We start from the raw sequence: 16,332 nt of genomic DNA on the forward strand, positions 1-16,332 counted from the left end.
AGAATGTAGGATGAAGAAGTTTTTACTGTTTATCATTATGACTGTTTTAGCGATTACTTCGGTCGCTTGTGGTAAGAAAGAGACGCAAAAGGCGAGTGCTGGTAAGGGAGAAGGCGATCGATTAGTAACGAATATTAGTAGTGATCCATACACACTTGATTCTGCTATTGCAACAGATAGCACGTCAGGTTATATAATTGGGCAGTTGTTTTCAAGTTTATATACGCAAGATAGTGATGGGAAATATCAAAATGAATTAGCAGAGAAAGAAGAGGTAAATGCTGATGGAACTGAATATACAATCCATTTGAAGAAAGATATTAAATGGTCAGATGGTTCTCCTATTACGGCAAATGATTTTGAATTTGCATGGAAGCGATTATTAAATCCGAAAACGGGTTCTATGAATGCGACAGAAATGTATTTCATTAAAGGGGCAGAGGCATATAATACTGGAAAAGGTGAAGAGGGACAAGTTGGTATTCAAGTCGTTGATCCTCAAACATTAAAGGTAACTCTTGAACATCCAGTTGCTTCTATTAAACAAAAATTAGCAAGCTCATTATTTATTCCATTAGCTAAAAAGTCGATTGATGATAATAATAAATTAAAAACAGATCCAAAAGAGCTAATTACGAATGGACCATTCCAGTTAAAAGAGTGGAAGCATAACCAGGCTATTACAGTACAAAAAAATAAAGAATACTACGATAAAAAGGTAACTCTAAAAGAAATTGAGTTTCGTATTATTCCAGACTCTAAAACAGCGTATCAATTATTTAAATCAAAAGAATTAGATTTACTAAGTGGTTTACCACAAGAGATGATTGAAAAAGAAAAAGGAAATAAAGAATATAAGCGTGTTGCAGGATTCTCATCTTATATTTATTCGTTTAACGTAGAAAAAGAGCCGTTTACAAATGCGAAGGTACGTAAAGCATTTTCATTAGCGGTTGATCGTAAATTTATCGTTGAAAAACTGTATAAAAATAATGCGCAAGAAGCATATGCATTCGTTCCAGAAGGAGCAAAAACACAAAGTGGTCGTGATTTTCGTAAAGAAAAAGGTGATTACGTTAAATTTGATCCAGCAGAAGCGAAAAAATTATTAGAAGAAGGTATGAAAGAACAAGGGTGGTCTACATTACCTGAAGTAACATTAAAATTCACTACAGATACACAACATAAAAAAGTAGCAGAAGCAATGCAAGAAATGTTTAAGAAAAATCTTGGCGTAGATATTAAATTAGAAAATAAAGAGTGGAAGAGTTACATCGACACATACAAGCAAAGTGATTTCCAATTAGCTTATATGGGATGGGGCGGCTCTTTATTAGATCCAATTACCAAACTAGATTTATATGCAGGTGATGGTCCGAATAACTATGCAAAATGGCATAATAAAGAATTTGACGCTTTAGTAAAAGAAGCAAAAGTTGAACAAAACGAAGATAAGCGTTTTGACTTATTGCATAAAGCGGAAGATATTATGTTTACAGATTCACCATTAATCCCAATTATTTTCCCAAGTGCTTCATATTTACAAAAACCATCAGTATCTGGTGTTCAGTTCATTATCGGTTCTAGTCCAGAACTAAGATACGCAAAAATTAAAAAATAAAGAAGTAGGCAATCGCCTACTTCTTTATTTTATTTCTCTTTTATATTCTTTTTTCGTTCCATCAGAGAAGACAACTTCTAAATCGAATTTTTGATAGTCTTTATCAAGTTTGAACACGTTTACTACTTGATCGATTACTTCTTGGTCAGCAGTATCTTTATCAAATTTTAATTCTTGTAGAAGTGGGCTTAATTTTGTGATAGCCTCGTCTCCTGTTAATTTTACATCTGCTTTATGATCTTCAATTTTTGCTTCCATTTTCTTATCAGCTGCTACATTTTTATAGTCTGCTTCGTAGTCTTTCTTTGTATCTTGGTAGTCTGCCTTTAAATCGAATTCATTGAAGTTTAGTTTTAAATCTGCAGGAGCCTCATTTTTTGCTTCTTCAGTCGTCTTTTTATTAGAAGTTGTGTCTTCTTTTGCAGGAGCTTTACATCCTGTTAATGCAGGTACTAGCATAAGAGCTAATAAAACTGATAGTAGAATTCTCATTATAAATTCCTCCTTATGTAAATTCGTTCTATACAAGTTTTTCCCAAAAACATGTAATTATGTATGTGTTGAAAATAAATTATTATCCTGCAGTCACAAGGGCTAATCCGCAATTTAAATCAAAAACGATTTGTATGTATATGGTAAATTGAATTTGTGAGGAGGTACTGAAATGCTTCCTAAAACATATCAAACGATCGGTGAATTATTTCCCGCAACATATGCAGCAAATGGCTATTATACAATAATATTCGGAGGAGTTAGTTTAGAGAGAAATATTATTTCATTATTAGTTATTGTATTGGTTACACAATTAGTAGCAGTGACGACTTTAGCTATAAAAGGAATGGTAAAGGGAAGAAGAAGCTCTGTAGTTAAAGAAGCATAAAATAAAAAGGTATCCTTCAATTGGATACCTTTTATTAGTACTTATTATTTTGCAACTTCTGTCCACTTGTAGTTAAATTCACCGCCGAAGTCAGTCGTTACAAGTCCTTTAATGAAAGAGCGTTGTAAGTAAGAGCGACCTTGTTGGTATAACGGAGCGACAGCACCGTCTTGTAATAAGATTTTTTCAGATTGCTTCATTGCTTCAAAGCGTGCTTTTTCATCACCAGCTAAATCTGTTTTTACTTTATGAATTAGCTCATCGTACTCTTTGTTAGAGTATTTATCGAAGTTATAAGCGCTATCTGTTGTAAATAAATCTAAGAATGTAATTGGATCAGCGAAGTCAGGGCCCCAGCCGTCAATTCCGATTTCATAGTCACCACTTAATAGTAGTTTCAACTGTTGCTTACGTGGTTGCGGTTTTAAATTCACTGTTAATCCATCTAAGTTCTTTTCTAATTCACCTTTTAAATATTCACCAGTCTTTTTAGCTAAAGCATTATCACTTGTTAATAGCTCAATTGTTACTTTGTCAGTACCAAGTTCTTGCTTTGCTTTTTTCCAGTTTTCTTTTGCTGTTTTCACATCATCTTTAACTAGGTTTCCATTTTCTTTACGGAAGTCAGTGCCTTCAGGACTCTTTGCGAATTTCGCAGGAACCATTCCTTCAGCTGGAATAGCGCCGTTATTTAAAATTGTTTCTACGTAAGCTTTTTTATTCATAGCGCCGTTAATAGCAAGACGTGCATGTTGATTTTTTAATGTTTCATTCTTTTGATTTAGTCGTAAAAATTGAATGCCAACTTCAGCGCGTTCCTTGAAGTTTGGATCGCCCTTATATTTATCGACAAACTCTGCAGTTAAAGCAACACGATCAATTTGTCCTGAATCATATAAGTTAACTTCTGTAGACTTATCTTTAACGACATTGAAGTTGATTTCTTCTAATTTTACAGTTTTAGCATCCCAATAGTTAGGGTTCTTCTTTAATTGGAAGCTTTGTTCGTGTTTCCAGTTATCTAATGTGAAAGCACCGTTGTAAATTAAATGATTTGTTTCTAAACCGTATTTATCGCCTTGAGATTTTAAGTAATCTTCATTAATTGGTAAGAATGTTGAAAATGTCGTTAAGCTTAAGAAATAGGGAACAGGACGGTCTAGTTGTACTTCTAACGTTTTATCATCAAGAGCTTTGACACCTAATTGATCAATTGGCAATTGTTTTTGGTTTATTTGTTTTGCATTCTTTATATCGAAGAATAAGAATGCATATTCGGCAGCTGTTTCAGGACTTACGGCACGTTGCCAAGCGAAGGCAAAGTCTTTTGCTGTAACAGGAGTACCGTTTGACCATTTTGAATCACGCAGGTGGAATGTATATTTTGTTTTATCGGGACTAATGTCAACCGACTCAGCAACACCAGGGATAGGTTTATTATCTTCTCCCATTGCATATAAACCTTCAAAAACATTTCGCATTACATTCATGGATTCCCCATCCGTTGCTTTGGCAACATCCATTGTTGGAATTTCTGAAGCAAATGATAAGTTAATTGCTTGTTTATCAGGTGCTTTATCGTTTGCTTTCGCTCCGCTTGTATTATCTTTATTTCCCCCGCAAGCAGTTAGTAATAGACTTGCCCCTAAAACAGATGCAACAACAGGTACAATTTTTTTCTTCATTGTTCGGTCCTCCCTAAATGTGTTGTTCGTAACGTCATAATGTCCATGTCTTGAAGTAGCTATAGAAGGAGATAAAACCCATTATAGATATGTGCATGTAGGTAATCAGGTGTTCTATATGTATATACATGTTGAACTATAATCTATCGTTATATCTTTTAACGTAGTGGACGTTATATTTTGATGGTGAAATATTTTGTTTATTTGATTATTTAGAATATTAACACTGGAAAGAACTATATGTCAATAATAAAAACAGATTGTTAATTTCTTAGAATAATATATTAAAAAAGCAGATTCTCTTGTATGAGAGAATCTGCTTTTAATATATTTTGCTAAAAAAACAATTGGTGTGGGCTAATAATAATTGGGGATGAAGAAACCCCAATTATTAAAGTTTCACTTTATTTTTCAATTTTTGCCCATTTGAAGTTTAACTGACCAGCAAAATCTACTTGCACAATTCCTTTTACGTAAGAACGTTCTAAATAAGATTCTCCTTTTTGATAAAGAGGAGCGATAACAGAGTCTTTAAATAATATTTTCTCTGATTCTAGTAATGCTTCCCAGCGAGCTTTTTCATCACCAGCTAAGGTTGTTTTCACTTTTGCTATTGTTTCATCGAATTCCTTATTAGAGTAATGATCTAAGTTGTAAGGATTATTCGTTGTAAATAGCTCAAGGAATGTGATTGGATCAGCAAAGTCAGGGCTCCAGCCATCAATTCCGATTTCGTAGTCACCTTTTAATAAAAGCGAAACTTGTTGCTTACGCGGCTGCGGTTTTATATTTACTGTTAAGCCATCTAAATTCTTTTCTAGTTGTCCTTTTAAGAATTCACCAGTTTTCTTATCAAGGTCAGCATCACTCGTTAATAATTCTAATGTTATCTTTTCAGAACCAAGCTCTTGTTTAGCTTTTTTCCATAACTCTTGTGCAGATTTTGTATCAACTTTTGTTAAATCGCCGTTTGCAGTACGGAAGTCTTTTCCTTCAGGTCCTTTTGCAAAGTTTTTTGGAACGAGACCAAATGTTGGTGTAGAGCCATCATTTAATAACGTATTTACAAAGGATTTTCTATCAATTGTTTGATCGATTGCTTGGCGTGCAGAAACGTTTTGAAGTACTTTGTTTTGTTGATTCATACGTAAAAATTGTACGCCTACGTTTGGACGTTCTTTAAAGTTAGCATCTTTTTTATATTTATCAACGAAGTCAGATGTTAGTTTTATACGATCTAATTGTTTTGACTCGAATAAATTTACTTCTGTTGATTTTTCTTTTACGACGTTAAAATTGATTTCTTCTAGTTTAACAGTATCTTTATCCCAATAGGTAGGGTTCTTCTTAAATTTAAAGCTTTGTTCGTGCTTCCAATCGCTTAGTGTAAAAGCTCCATTGTACAAGATTGTATTATCTTCTAAAGCGTACTTATCACCTTGTGCTTTAAAGAATTCCTCATTAATTGGTAGAAATGTTGGGAACGCTGTTAAGCTAATAAAATAAGGAACAGGACGCTCTAATTCTACCTCAAACGTATGGTCATCAACTGCTTTTACACCAAGTTGGTCGGCTGGAAGTTCTTTGTTGTTAATTTTTGTTGCGTTTTTAATATCAAAGAATAGAAATGCATATTCAGAGGCTGTTGCTGGATCTACGGCTCTTTGCCAAGCGAACACAAAATCTTTAGCTGTAACAGGAGTGCCGTTTGACCATTTTGAATCTCGCAAATGGAATGTGTATTTCGTTTTATCGCCACTTACTTCATGAGATTGTGCAACACCAGGAACAGGTTTGTTACCTTCACCAAGATTATATAAACCTTCAAATACGTTTCTCATTACTTGACCAGAATCAGTATCTGTAGCACGAGCCGTATCCATTGTTCGTATTTCAGTAGGTGAAGATAAGTTTAAAACTTGTTTACTAGGTGCCTCGTCTTTTGCATTTGCTCCGCTTGCTTCGTTTTTATAACTACCGCAACCAGCTAATAAAATACTTACTCCTACAACTGATGCAATACCGGGTACAAACTTCTTTTTCATTTGATTTTCCTCCTAAATAATTAAGTTTGGATGATGATGAGGGAAATGAAAAATAAAAAATCCCTCTTTTCATATTGAGAAAGAGGGATTTTTACGTACAAGTTATGCACCCGTATATAAACGAAGTCCCTCATTCTATCTTTCAAGCATAAAGCTTGCAGGAAGTGGCACAGTATTCAAAATGAACCTGTTGCCGAGGTTTCAAAGGGCCAGTCCCTCCACCTCTCTTGATACAATGAGTAAACGAATAAATTTTATTAATTTTTGTGTTTCTTTGATAATTCAAAATCTTACACCTTGAATAATGAAGTGTCAACTAAATAAAATATAGTTTAAATTTTCAGTTTTCTTAAACGAAAAACCACTGCATATGGCAGTGGTTTTTCTACTAGAAGTTAAAGTTATCTGGATCTGGACCAACGCGACGATCTTCATTTAAAGCTTGAATTACTTTCATATCATCAGCACTTAATTCAAAGTCGAAGATGTTTGCATTTTCAATAATGCGATATTCTTTAATTGATTTAGGAATTGTTACAACTTCGTTTTGTAAATCCCAGCGTAAAATAATTTGCGCAGTTGATTTATTATATTTTGTCGCAATTTCTTGTAATGTTGAGTTATCTAATAGTTGGCCCTGCATTAATGGTGACCAAGCTTCAAGCTGGATGTTATGTTCTTTACAGAAAGTATGTAATTCTTCTTGTGCTAAGCGTGGGTGATATTCCACTTGATTGACCATTGGCTTAATTTCAGCAATTTCAAATACGTCTTGTAAGTGGTGAATGTGGAAATTACTCACACCGATAGCACGAACACGGCCATCTTTATAAAGTTTTTCTAGCGCTTTCCATGATTCAGTATATTTCCCTTTTACAGGCCAATGTACTAAATATAAATCTAAATATTCTAGCCCTAATTTTTCTAATGTAGTTTCATATGCTTGAAGTGTTGATTCATAGCCTTGATCGCTATTCCATACTTTTGATGTAATAAATAATTCTTCACGTGAAACACCGGATTCACGGATCGCTTGTCCAACGCCTTCTTCATTTTGATAGATTGCTGCAGTATCGATGCTGCGGTAGCCATTTTTAATTGCTGCTTTTACAGAATCAATTACTTCTGAACCATCTTCTACTTTAAAAACACCTAAACCGAACCAAGGCATTTTCACACCATTATGTAATGTTGTATAGTCTTTTAAATTTGTTAAATTCATATTATTTCCCCCTAGCTTTTTTATTTGTTGCTTCTACTGCTTTTTGAATTGCCTCTGAAAAATTATATTCATATAAAGTTTTGAGACCTTCAGCTGTGGAACCACCTGGTGTTGTTACTTGTTCTCGGAGGTTAGCTGGATTTTGCGTTTGTTCAAGCATAGAAGCAGAGCCAGAAATCATTTGAATGACAAGATGTTTTGCGGTTTCTTCATCGACTCCATAACTTTTTGTTGCTTCAATTAAGCTTTCAGCAAAGTAATAAAGGAAGGCTGGCGCACTTCCAGTAACTGCAGTAAGCTGATGAACTTCTTCTTCGGTGCAAAGCTGTGAAGTACCAATGCCTCTTAAAAGCAGTTGCAGGGTTTCTTGATGCAACTCATTTACTGATTGTCCCATTGTATATAAGGAGATAGACTTTCCAATTTCAGCAGCTGTATTAGGCATAATCCAAGCAACAGGCGTGCCTTTTGGGAGTCTAGCTTCTAAATAAGATGGTCCAATGCCAGCTGCTACTGTTACGACAAGTTGATTTGATATTAACGGAGATAGCTCAGTTAATAACTCTTCATGAGCAGAAGGTGGCATTGCTAAAACAACCGTATCAACAGATGTAATATGCTGCTTCCAATCTGTTGCAGTAGACACATTATATCGATGTTGTAACTGTTTGAGCTTTTCTACGTTACTTCGGTTAGAGACGATAATTTCTTCGATGTATTCTTTGCTTGTTTTGAGTAATCCGGAAAATATAGCTTCTGCCATACGACCGGCGCCAATAAATAAAATTCGATGTTTAGTTGCCATATCCTTTATTCCTTTCTAGTAGAGATATGTTATAAAAACGATATCATTTTTAAGGGAATTTTGTAAAAAGAAAAGACTTATCGTAGGTGGAATGGATAATGAGAAGGCGGAAATTCATGGTAAAGGAAAGGGCTATTACTTTATACGTCATGCTAATATTAGCTATTATTAATCTCTTTATATGTGTAGCTGGTTTGCTAGAGTGGAAGAGCAATTATAAGGAGCAAGAACATACAAATAATTATATCTAGAAAATAATTAGAATTAAAAAACCCCTGAAGCACATATGCTTCAGGGGTTTACTAATAGAATGTAAGATTATGCTTTTGTCATACCAAGTAATACAGCGCCGCCGATAATTAAAACACTACCTAGTGCAATAAAGATCAATTGACGTTTTGTTTTCTTTTCACCTAAGAATACAATCGCACCGAATGTTGAGATAACGATTCCAGTTTGAGATAATGGGAAGCTTGTTGCTACTCCAACACGTGGTAATGAAAGGAGTAAGAATAAATTTCCAGTTCCCCATAGTAAACCAGATAAAGCATTACGGATTGCATATTTGTTAAATGGTTTATGTTTAGACGTCAGTACAACCGCACCAACAAACATACCAACTGCTTGTGGTAAAATAGCAGACCAACCATCGATATTATACCAACGAATAATAATTACATATACAAGATAGCCGAAAGTAGAAACAATTAAAGTAAGAAGTCCTTTTTTCAATCGTCCTGGTGGCTGAGCATTTTCTTTATCATCTAATGATGTGAATACAACACCAACTACGATTAATAGGATTGCAATCGTTCCCAGAATAATCGTTGTAGTAGTAGTCCACTCACGGAAAGCGATAACCCCAAAGATAGAAGTTGCAACAAGTTGCATACCAGTAGAAATTGTTACGGTAGTTGAAACACCTAGTTTTTCAACTGTTTTTAATTGGTTTACTTGTCCTAAAGCCCAGAATAAACCTGAAATAAACCCAACAATTAAGACTGTCATTGTTAAAGCTGGTTGAGTAAATACATACATAATTGTTGCGAAGAATAGAGCACCGATTGTCATACCTACCGTTTGGCTATATGCACCACCGCCCATTTTTACGCTTACTAATAAGATGTTTCCCCATGCAATTGCAGGAAGAAGCGCTAATAAAATGTCCATTACAAGACTCCCTTCGGTTTGCTATACCAATATAGTTACATATTGTTCTAACGATCGGTAATGCCCCACTAATAGAGTAGAAGATTACCGATCGCTAAAACAGGATGAAGAATTCACGATATAAATGCGTTTTCATTTCTTCATTTTTTGAAACACCTCCATATAATAACAGGAAATTGCCTATTTTAGAAAGTGAATTCAAATAAAATGTATATTTAAATAAGAGGTAAAATTCAGTTATTTCCCGACTGCTTCTTTATTTCCTAAGAAATAAAGAAGCAGCTTCCAAAAAAGCTGCTTTAAGGGTTAGTAATTCTTTTGTTAATAAGCTGAATACATAGCAGAAATAGGAGTGACATACTAATAGTGATAACCACAAGTGTCCAGGCGAGTTGCATATTACTTGCGTCAATGGCCATGTAAATTGCAGTCGGGATTGTCTGTGTTTTACCAGGGATATTCCCGGCAAACATGAGTGTAGCACCAAACTCACCGAGCGCGCGGACAAAGCTCAAAATCATCCCGCTTAGTAATGCAGGAAATGCGAGCGGAAGTGTAACGTGCAGAAAAACTTGATATTCACTTGCGCCAAGGTCACGAGCACTTTCTTCAATTTGTACATTTGCGATAGAAAATCCCGTTTTCGCTGATTGGTACATAAGCGGAAATGCAACAACTGTAGAAGCGATGATCGCAGCGGTAGATGTGAACATAATAGACTGCTGAAATAATGATTCAACCCACCTTCCGATCGGGCTGTTGTTTCCAAAGATGATAATGAGAAAGAAGCCGATAACAGTTGGTGGAAGTACCATTGGTAATAAAAATATAGTTTCTAATAGTACTTTATATCGCCATGAGGAGCGAGCTAGTGCTCGCCCGACAATCGTCCCTAAAATTGTAACGAGAATAGTGGCACACGCAGCTACTCTTAAAGATAGAAAGACAGGCGATATAATAGCATCAATGCTCATAGTAATTACGACAGGACTGTAAATCCATATTTCTTAAAGATAGATTGTGCATCTTTTGACTGCAAATATTCATAAAATGAAGTCGCCTCTTTCTTATGTTTAGATTCCTTTATAACACCTAAAGGATAGTGGATTGGCTCATGAGAAGTAGCTGCTGCTGTTTCACCAATCTTTACTTTATCTGAAATGAGAGCATCTGTTTTGTATACGATACCAGCATCGATATTCCCTGTTTCTACATATGTTAACACTTGGCGAACATCTTTTGTAAATACGACTTTATTTTGAACATCATTCCAAAGGTTTTCGTGTGTTAGAGAAGCCTTTGCATATTTTCCAGCAGGTACAGATTCAGGTGTACCAAGTGCAATTTTTTTGATTTTCTCATCTTTTAAATCTTGAAATTTTGTAAGAGAACTATCTTTAGGGATGACTAGAACTAGTTCATTTCCAAGAAGATTTTTCCCTTCTTTTTCATTAATGAATCCTTTTTTTACAAGGGTTTGGAATTTATCTTCTGCTGCAGAGAAGAATAAATCAGCAGGTGCACCTTGTTCAATTTGTTGTTGAAGTGCTCCAGAAGCACCGAAGTTAAAAGAAAGTTTAATATTGGGTTCTTTTTCTTTATATTGTTTTTCAATTTCTTTTAATGCATCTTGTAAGCTTGCAGCAGCTGAGATAGTAAGTTCAACTGCTTTTCCTTCTTTAGCAGTTGATTTCTCTTTCTTATCTCCGTTTGTACATGCAACACTAAATATAAGAAGAAAAGAAAGTATAAGTGCCCCAATCGAACGTAATGTAAATTTATTCATAAAAAAATCCCCTTTCGTTTTGACACATCTAATTATAACTAAATATAACTAAATATAACTAGTTATAATTGAATATAATTTGAACATATATCTATTTTTAAAAAATAGGAGAAATATTCTTTTCTTTGTTACAATGAAAGAAGAAAGTGAGGAATCGTCTATGGATCATCATTCCTACACAACGGAAGAAGTAGCAAAGCGATTAAAAGTATCAAAATTAACTGTATACGACTTAATTAAAAAAGGAGAACTTCCTTCTTATAGAGTTGGTAGACAGATGCGCATTGATGCAGCAGATTTAGATCAATATATAAAACAAATGAAAACAGGAAAGGTACAAGTTACTCCTGTAAAAAACGATGGTAGTAGTATCTTGAACACGTGTATTATTAGTGGTCAAGAACTAACGTTAGATATGTTAGCTAAACGTATAGAAAATCGTTTGCCAAGTTCTAATGTTTTAAGAGCGTATCAAGGTAGCTTAACAAGTTTAGTGAAAATGTATCAAGGAGAAGGAAGTATCGTTAGTTTGCATTTGTTTGATGGTGAAACGGGTACATATAATGTTCCTTATGTAAAACGCATTTTAGTAGGCCAGCCATGTATTATGATTAATTTATTGTCCAGAAATGTAGGATTTTATGTCCAAAAAGGAAATCCGAAGAAAATAAAGACATGGGCCGACATATCCAGATCCACTATAAAGTTTATAAATCGAGAAAAGGGTTCTGGTATTAGAGTGTTAGTGGATGAACAATTACGAATCCAAAAATTAAATAAAGCTGATATTAGTGGATATGAATGGGAAGAATCGAATCATCTGGGTGTTGCCACGCAAGTTGCAAATGGAAAAGCTGATGTAGGAGTAGGTTCAGAAAAGTTTTCGCAAATTGTAAATGTGGACTTTATTCCAATCATGAAAGAACAGTATGATTTAGTAATTTTGAAGAATAAAGAAAATGAAGAGCTGATTGAAGTCGTGAAAGACATTCTGCAATCGGAAGAATTTCATAATGAATTAAATGCGATTGGTGGATATGATATTACGAAAACAGGTCAAATTATATATGAAACAAACTAAAAAGCTGCTTGTCTATAAGACGAGCAGCTTTTTCTATATAAAGGGGTTTGGGGATACAAAGTGTTAAACAAGACCTTGAGCAAGTGTGTAAATGAAAGCCGTAAGAAGAGTAGCTCCACTTGCAAGTCCGATGAAGTCTGATTTGTTGAAAGTAATGTTGTTCATTATAATCTCTCCTTATTTGTTTAATGTAGTTGCAACAGCTTTTGCATCGACAAGTGCGGATAGCACCATGCCCATTGTATTTAAAAATTTATTTGATTTCATATTGTTCATCATGCGTATCCGCTCCTTTTCGAATTGTTGTTGCCCTGCTTATGTCTTAATTATAGGAAATATGTCCACTTGCAACTATCGAATTAGCTTACGAAAGACTTACACTTTTGTAAGAAAAAAAGACATTCATGTAAGAATGTCTTTCACAGCATATTGATATGATGATGTTCTTCAATTGTTTTTAAAAAACTACGCATTGAATTCGTCATATAGCTATCTTTACGGCGTATGAAAACCGTTGAAATACTGCCGTATTTTTCAGGAATTGCATGACAATGTACCTTACCTGCTTTAGAAAGATGATGGACAGCAGACTGTGGTACGAGTGTAATTCCGAGGCCGAGTGCAACGCTGTTTAATATTGTCTCTAATATATTGAATTCCATAATTCTTTTTGGTAGCAAACCTTCGTCTTTCAGCCATCGTTCTAGTTTGGAACGGTATCCGCATCCTTGGTTAAAAACGAGTAGAGGCGTTGTTGTAAATTCTTCTATATGAAAAGCTTTATTTTGTGTTACAAGCATTAATTTTTCTGTACTAACATCGTATTGTTCGATTAGTGGATGTTTAATAGGACCTGATATAAAGGCACCATCTAATTGATGATCAAGTACTTGTCTAATTAATTCTTCTGTTAGACCCGCTTGTAATGATAAATCGACATTCGGATAGCTTTTATAGTAAGAAGATAAAATGGTAGGCAGTGTACTTACTGTTTCGACTGTACCGATTTTTAATATACCGGAGGGTGTTTCGCTATCTAAAAATACTTGTTTTAGTTCGTCGACATCTTGCAAAATTTTACTAACATAAACGAGCATTTTTCTTCCTTCAGCTGTTAAAGTCATTCCTCGTTTATGGCGGTAGAAGAGTGGGGTTTTTAATTCGTTTTCTAGTTGTTTAATACGTGCAGTTACATTTGATTGTACATAATTTAATTCCTTTGCTGCGCTACTTACACTACCCTGGTCGGCAACGCTTTTAAAGATTTGTAAGTCTCGTAATTCCATTTTGTAATCCCCCTTGATGTTAACTATCATTATAAATGATAGTTAACATCATTTTGAATCATTTTACGTGATATATTTTTTCTTTTACAATTCTCTTTGTGCAAATAGAAAGAAACGGGGGATTGCGGTGAGAAGAGGTCAAATGATAATAGGGGCTTTAGCGTGTTTAATTGCGAGTATGTCATGGGGAGCGATGTTTCCAGTTGCTGATCATGCGCTAGAATACATAGATCCATTTTATTTTTCGCTTATTCGTTATGGAGCAGTGGCGATAATGCTGATTGTATTGTTGTTAATGAAAGAAGGAAAACAGGCATTTCGTTTAGAGGGAAGAGGAAAGTTACTCGTCTTTTTTGGAACGATGGCATTTACAGTATATAATGTCCTCATATTTTTAGGGCAAATGTTAATGGGTAAGTCGGGTGTAATGGTAGCTTCCATTATGGAATCACTTATGCCGATGATTTCTATTTGTATTTTATGGGGATATAAGCATATAAAACCGAAGAAGTATATGATAACGAGTATGGTTATTGCTTTTGTAGGAGCTGTGTTTGTTATTACAAAAGGTGACATGAGTTTCTTTGTAACATTGAAAGATAATATGTTCTCATTAGCATTTATATTTATTGGTGTTGTAGGCTGGGTTATTTATACGATGGGTGGTCAAACGTGTAGTGATTGGTCAACATTACGTTATTCTACGTTGACGTGTGTATTCGGTACGACTGTTACAGGAATTATAACGGTAATTATTACGTCGCTTGGATATGTTTCAGTTCCTAGTATGGGAACGATTTCTATTGTGAAGTATGATTTGTTATTTATGATGACATTGCCAGGTATTGTAGCGCTACTTGCTTGGAACTACGGTGTGAAAATTTTATCATCCATTAATGGGATTTTATTTATTAATTTTGTACCAATTACGACTTTAGTTATTATGATGATGCAAGGGTATCAGATCACAATGTTTGATATTATAGGGACTGTACTTGTTATTGCAGCACTTATTCGCAATAACGTTTGCCAGAGAAAAGAAGAAAATATAAATAAGAGAGTTTTACAAGAAGAACAATTACGTCAAGCTGTTTAATAGGCAAATGGAGGATTTCACATGTTAGAAAGTTTATTGTTTTTCTTCGCCGTCGGAGTTGCCTGTGAGCTTGCAGCAATTAATCGAAATGGTCGTAAAAAGATAAAACAACAAGCTGAGCTGATACAGCTTTTAAAAGAGTTGAAAGAAAGAAAAAATTAAAAAGACGACCGGGCATAGACGGTCGTCTTTTTCTATATAAAGGGGAAAGGGGACACAAAGTTATACAAGCGTAGCAGCGTAAATGAAAGCAGTAAGAAGAAGAGAGCCGCTAGCTAATCCTAAAAAATCTAATTTGTTAAAAGTAATGTTATTCATAATACATTCTCCTTACTTGTTTAATGTAGAAGCAACAGCTTTTGCATCGAAAAGAGCCGATAATACCATGCCCATTGTATTTAAGAAATTGTTCGTTTTCATTTTGTTCATCATATTAATCGACTCCTTTTCGAATAATTGTTGCCCTGTTTCTGACTTAATTGTATGAAATATAGTAAGAAGTAACTATCGAATTAGCTTACAAGAAAATTACACTTTTGTAAGAATTGAAATTTAACAATTCATTCTTAATTTTATTACCAACTCCTAAAACTTAGTGTTATAATTATTGTAAGAATATGATTATACTTCGGATGTTTAGAAAGGAACGAAACAAATGTATAAACCAATTACATTTTTGTTGAAATATATATTTAAAACAGCTGGGAAAGTAGAAGTACAAGGAAGAGAAAAGCTACCAGAAGGTGGACCGTATGTTGTTGCATGTACACATACAAGTTTTATGGATGTATTAATGTTAGCTACAGGGATGTATCCAACTCAAATTCATTACATGGCCAAGAAAGAATTATTTGAAGGGAAATTCAAAAATTGGTTCTTTAAAAATGTAAATGCATTCCCTGTAGATCGTGCGAATCCAGGACCAAGTACACTTAAAATTCCATCACGTTTATTAAAAGAAGGAAAGGTAGTAGGGATTTTTCCGAGTGGAACAAGATCAGCGGAAGATGTTTCATTAAAAGCGGGTGCTGTGACAATTGCGATGCGTTCTAATGTTCCGTTAGTACCAGCAGCTTATGTTGGTCCATCAAGTGTAAAAGAATTAATAAAGGGAAAAAAGGCACAATTGATTTTTGGAGATCCAATTCAAATTGAGGCTGGAGAACAAATAGATCGAAAAACCGCTATGAAAATGATGACAGATCAATTAAATGAGAAGTTTGAGGAGTTAAAAGAAGCTTTGCAATCAAATCAAAAATAAGAAAAGACGACCGGGCATAGACGGTCGTCTTTTCTATTGCTATTTATAATAAAGGGGAAAGGGGACACAAAGTTATACAAGCGTAGCGGCGTAAATAAAAGCAGTAAGAAGAAGAGAGCCACTAGCTAGTCCTAAAAAATCTAATTTGTTAAAAGTGATGTTATTCATAATATATTCTCCTTACTTGTTTAATGTAGAAGCAGCAGCTTTTGCGTCGATAAGAGCGGAAAATACCATGCCCATTGTATTTAAGAAATTGTTCGTTTTCATTTTGTTCATCATATTAATCCGCTCCTTTTCGAATAGTTGTTACCCTGTTTCTGACTCAATTGTATGAAATGTTGCGGAAAGTAACTATCGAATTAGCTTACAGAAAAATTACACTTTTGTAAGA

Annotated in this window: 19 protein-coding genes and 1 riboswitch; of the genes, 7 read left to right on the forward strand and 12 right to left on the reverse strand. The window is 34.5% G+C overall.

Annotation, left to right across the window (positions count from 1 at the left end; genetic code table 11):
- Window positions 1-10: 10 nt before the first annotated feature.
- Window positions 11-1,621: a peptide ABC transporter substrate-binding protein gene (locus MHI26_RS01075; protein ID WP_000714088.1), complete on the forward strand. Its 1,611-nt coding sequence runs from the start codon at window positions 11-13 to the stop codon at window positions 1,619-1,621.
- Window positions 1,622-1,645: 24 nt separating this feature from the next.
- On the opposite strand, the gene MHI26_RS01080 is transcribed toward MHI26_RS01075, so the two are convergent.
- Window positions 1,646-2,113, reverse strand: a complete 468-nt coding sequence (locus tag MHI26_RS01080; RefSeq protein ID WP_001221551.1) for a YusW family protein — start codon at window positions 2,111-2,113, stop codon at window positions 1,646-1,648.
- Between the two features lie 172 nt (window positions 2,114-2,285).
- On the opposite strand from MHI26_RS01080, the gene MHI26_RS01085 reads away from it, so the two are divergent.
- On the forward strand, window positions 2,286-2,501 hold the full coding sequence (locus MHI26_RS01085) for a hypothetical protein (RefSeq protein WP_000937087.1): 216 nt from the start codon (window positions 2,286-2,288) through the stop codon (window positions 2,499-2,501).
- 44 nt (window positions 2,502-2,545) lie between these two features.
- Here MHI26_RS01085 and MHI26_RS01090 read toward each other — a convergent pair whose 3' ends face one another.
- The 4 genes from MHI26_RS01090 to proC all read right to left on the reverse strand — a co-directional run bounded on the left by MHI26_RS01090 (window position 2,546) and on the right by proC (window position 8,258).
- A complete protein-coding gene (locus tag MHI26_RS01090) occupies window positions 2,546-4,186 on the reverse strand; it encodes a peptide ABC transporter substrate-binding protein (RefSeq protein WP_000727298.1) in 1,641 nt (546 codons plus the stop codon).
- A 404-nt stretch (window positions 4,187-4,590) separates the two neighbouring features.
- Entirely contained in the window at window positions 4,591-6,231 is a 1,641-nt protein-coding gene (locus MHI26_RS01095; RefSeq protein WP_000726437.1) for a peptide ABC transporter substrate-binding protein, read from the reverse strand.
- Between the two features lie 132 nt (window positions 6,232-6,363).
- Window positions 6,364-6,468, reverse strand: a riboswitch (SAM riboswitch).
- A 151-nt stretch (window positions 6,469-6,619) separates the two neighbouring features.
- Window positions 6,620-7,453 carry an aldo/keto reductase gene (locus MHI26_RS01100; protein ID WP_001054776.1) on the reverse strand — a complete coding sequence of 278 codons (834 nt, stop codon included), beginning with the start codon at window positions 7,451-7,453 and terminating at the stop codon, window positions 6,620-6,622.
- A gap of 1 nt (window position 7,454) precedes the next feature.
- Window positions 7,455-8,258: a pyrroline-5-carboxylate reductase gene (gene proC / locus MHI26_RS01105; RefSeq protein WP_000201593.1), complete on the reverse strand. Its 804-nt coding sequence runs from the start codon at window positions 8,256-8,258 to the stop codon at window positions 7,455-7,457.
- Between the two features lie 98 nt (window positions 8,259-8,356).
- Between proC and MHI26_RS01110 the strand changes: the two genes are divergently transcribed.
- Window positions 8,357-8,509 carry a hypothetical protein gene (locus MHI26_RS01110; protein ID WP_001254374.1) on the forward strand — a complete coding sequence of 51 codons (153 nt, stop codon included), beginning with the start codon at window positions 8,357-8,359 and terminating at the stop codon, window positions 8,507-8,509.
- Between the two features lie 67 nt (window positions 8,510-8,576).
- Here the strand turns inward: MHI26_RS01110 and MHI26_RS01115 are convergent, their stop codons facing one another.
- From MHI26_RS01115 to modA, 3 genes are all read right to left on the reverse strand, one after another.
- Window positions 8,577-9,428, reverse strand: a complete 852-nt coding sequence (locus tag MHI26_RS01115; RefSeq protein ID WP_061666737.1) for a GRP family sugar transporter — start codon at window positions 9,426-9,428, stop codon at window positions 8,577-8,579.
- Between the two features lie 299 nt (window positions 9,429-9,727).
- Window positions 9,728-10,402 (reverse strand): molybdate ABC transporter permease subunit, encoded by a 675-nt coding sequence (modB, locus tag MHI26_RS01120; protein ID WP_002152004.1) that lies wholly within the window; start codon window positions 10,400-10,402, stop codon window positions 9,728-9,730.
- 5 nt (window positions 10,403-10,407) lie between these two features.
- Window positions 10,408-11,214: a molybdate ABC transporter substrate-binding protein gene (modA, locus tag MHI26_RS01125; protein WP_001032241.1), complete on the reverse strand. Its 807-nt coding sequence runs from the start codon at window positions 11,212-11,214 to the stop codon at window positions 10,408-10,410.
- A gap of 160 nt (window positions 11,215-11,374) precedes the next feature.
- Here modA and MHI26_RS01130 point away from each other — a divergent pair, with 160 nt between their 5' ends.
- The gene (locus tag MHI26_RS01130) at window positions 11,375-12,295 is read left to right on the forward strand and encodes a substrate-binding domain-containing protein (RefSeq protein ID WP_002094235.1); all 921 of its coding nucleotides are present in this window, start codon (window positions 11,375-11,377) and stop codon (window positions 12,293-12,295) included.
- 63 nt (window positions 12,296-12,358) lie between these two features.
- Here the strand turns inward: MHI26_RS01130 and MHI26_RS01135 are convergent, their stop codons facing one another.
- On the reverse strand, window positions 12,359-12,460 hold the full coding sequence (locus MHI26_RS01135; RefSeq protein ID WP_001060018.1) for a DUF3948 family protein: 102 nt from the start codon (window positions 12,458-12,460) through the stop codon (window positions 12,359-12,361).
- Between the two features lie 254 nt (window positions 12,461-12,714).
- On the reverse strand, window positions 12,715-13,581 hold the full coding sequence (locus MHI26_RS01140; RefSeq protein WP_061666736.1) for a LysR family transcriptional regulator: 867 nt from the start codon (window positions 13,579-13,581) through the stop codon (window positions 12,715-12,717).
- A 127-nt stretch (window positions 13,582-13,708) separates the two neighbouring features.
- Between MHI26_RS01140 and MHI26_RS01145 the strand changes: the two genes are divergently transcribed.
- Together MHI26_RS01145 and MHI26_RS01150 are read left to right on the forward strand one after the other, a co-directional pair.
- On the forward strand, window positions 13,709-14,677 hold the full coding sequence (locus tag MHI26_RS01145) for a DMT family transporter (RefSeq protein WP_002004285.1): 969 nt from the start codon (window positions 13,709-13,711) through the stop codon (window positions 14,675-14,677).
- 21 nt (window positions 14,678-14,698) lie between these two features.
- Window positions 14,699-14,839 carry a YrzO family protein gene (locus MHI26_RS01150; protein ID WP_000894065.1) on the forward strand — a complete coding sequence of 47 codons (141 nt, stop codon included), beginning with the start codon at window positions 14,699-14,701 and terminating at the stop codon, window positions 14,837-14,839.
- 60 nt (window positions 14,840-14,899) lie between these two features.
- Here MHI26_RS01150 and MHI26_RS01155 read toward each other — a convergent pair whose 3' ends face one another.
- Complete coding sequence (locus tag MHI26_RS01155) at window positions 14,900-14,995, reverse strand: DUF3948 family protein (RefSeq protein ID WP_001060007.1); 96 nt, start codon at window positions 14,993-14,995, stop codon at window positions 14,900-14,902.
- Between the two features lie 337 nt (window positions 14,996-15,332).
- Here MHI26_RS01155 and MHI26_RS01160 point away from each other — a divergent pair, with 337 nt between their 5' ends.
- Window positions 15,333-15,938, forward strand: a complete 606-nt coding sequence (locus MHI26_RS01160; protein ID WP_000277778.1) for a lysophospholipid acyltransferase family protein — start codon at window positions 15,333-15,335, stop codon at window positions 15,936-15,938.
- Between the two features lie 72 nt (window positions 15,939-16,010).
- Here the strand turns inward: MHI26_RS01160 and MHI26_RS01165 are convergent, their stop codons facing one another.
- The gene (locus tag MHI26_RS01165; RefSeq protein WP_001060007.1) at window positions 16,011-16,106 is read right to left on the reverse strand and encodes a DUF3948 family protein; all 96 of its coding nucleotides are present in this window, start codon (window positions 16,104-16,106) and stop codon (window positions 16,011-16,013) included.
- Between the last annotated feature and the right edge of the window lie 226 nt (window positions 16,107-16,332).

Source organism: Bacillus sp. FSL K6-1218 (assembly GCF_038006445.1).
Taxonomy (GTDB): domain Bacteria; phylum Bacillota; class Bacilli; order Bacillales; family Bacillaceae_G; genus Bacillus_A; species Bacillus_A thuringiensis_S.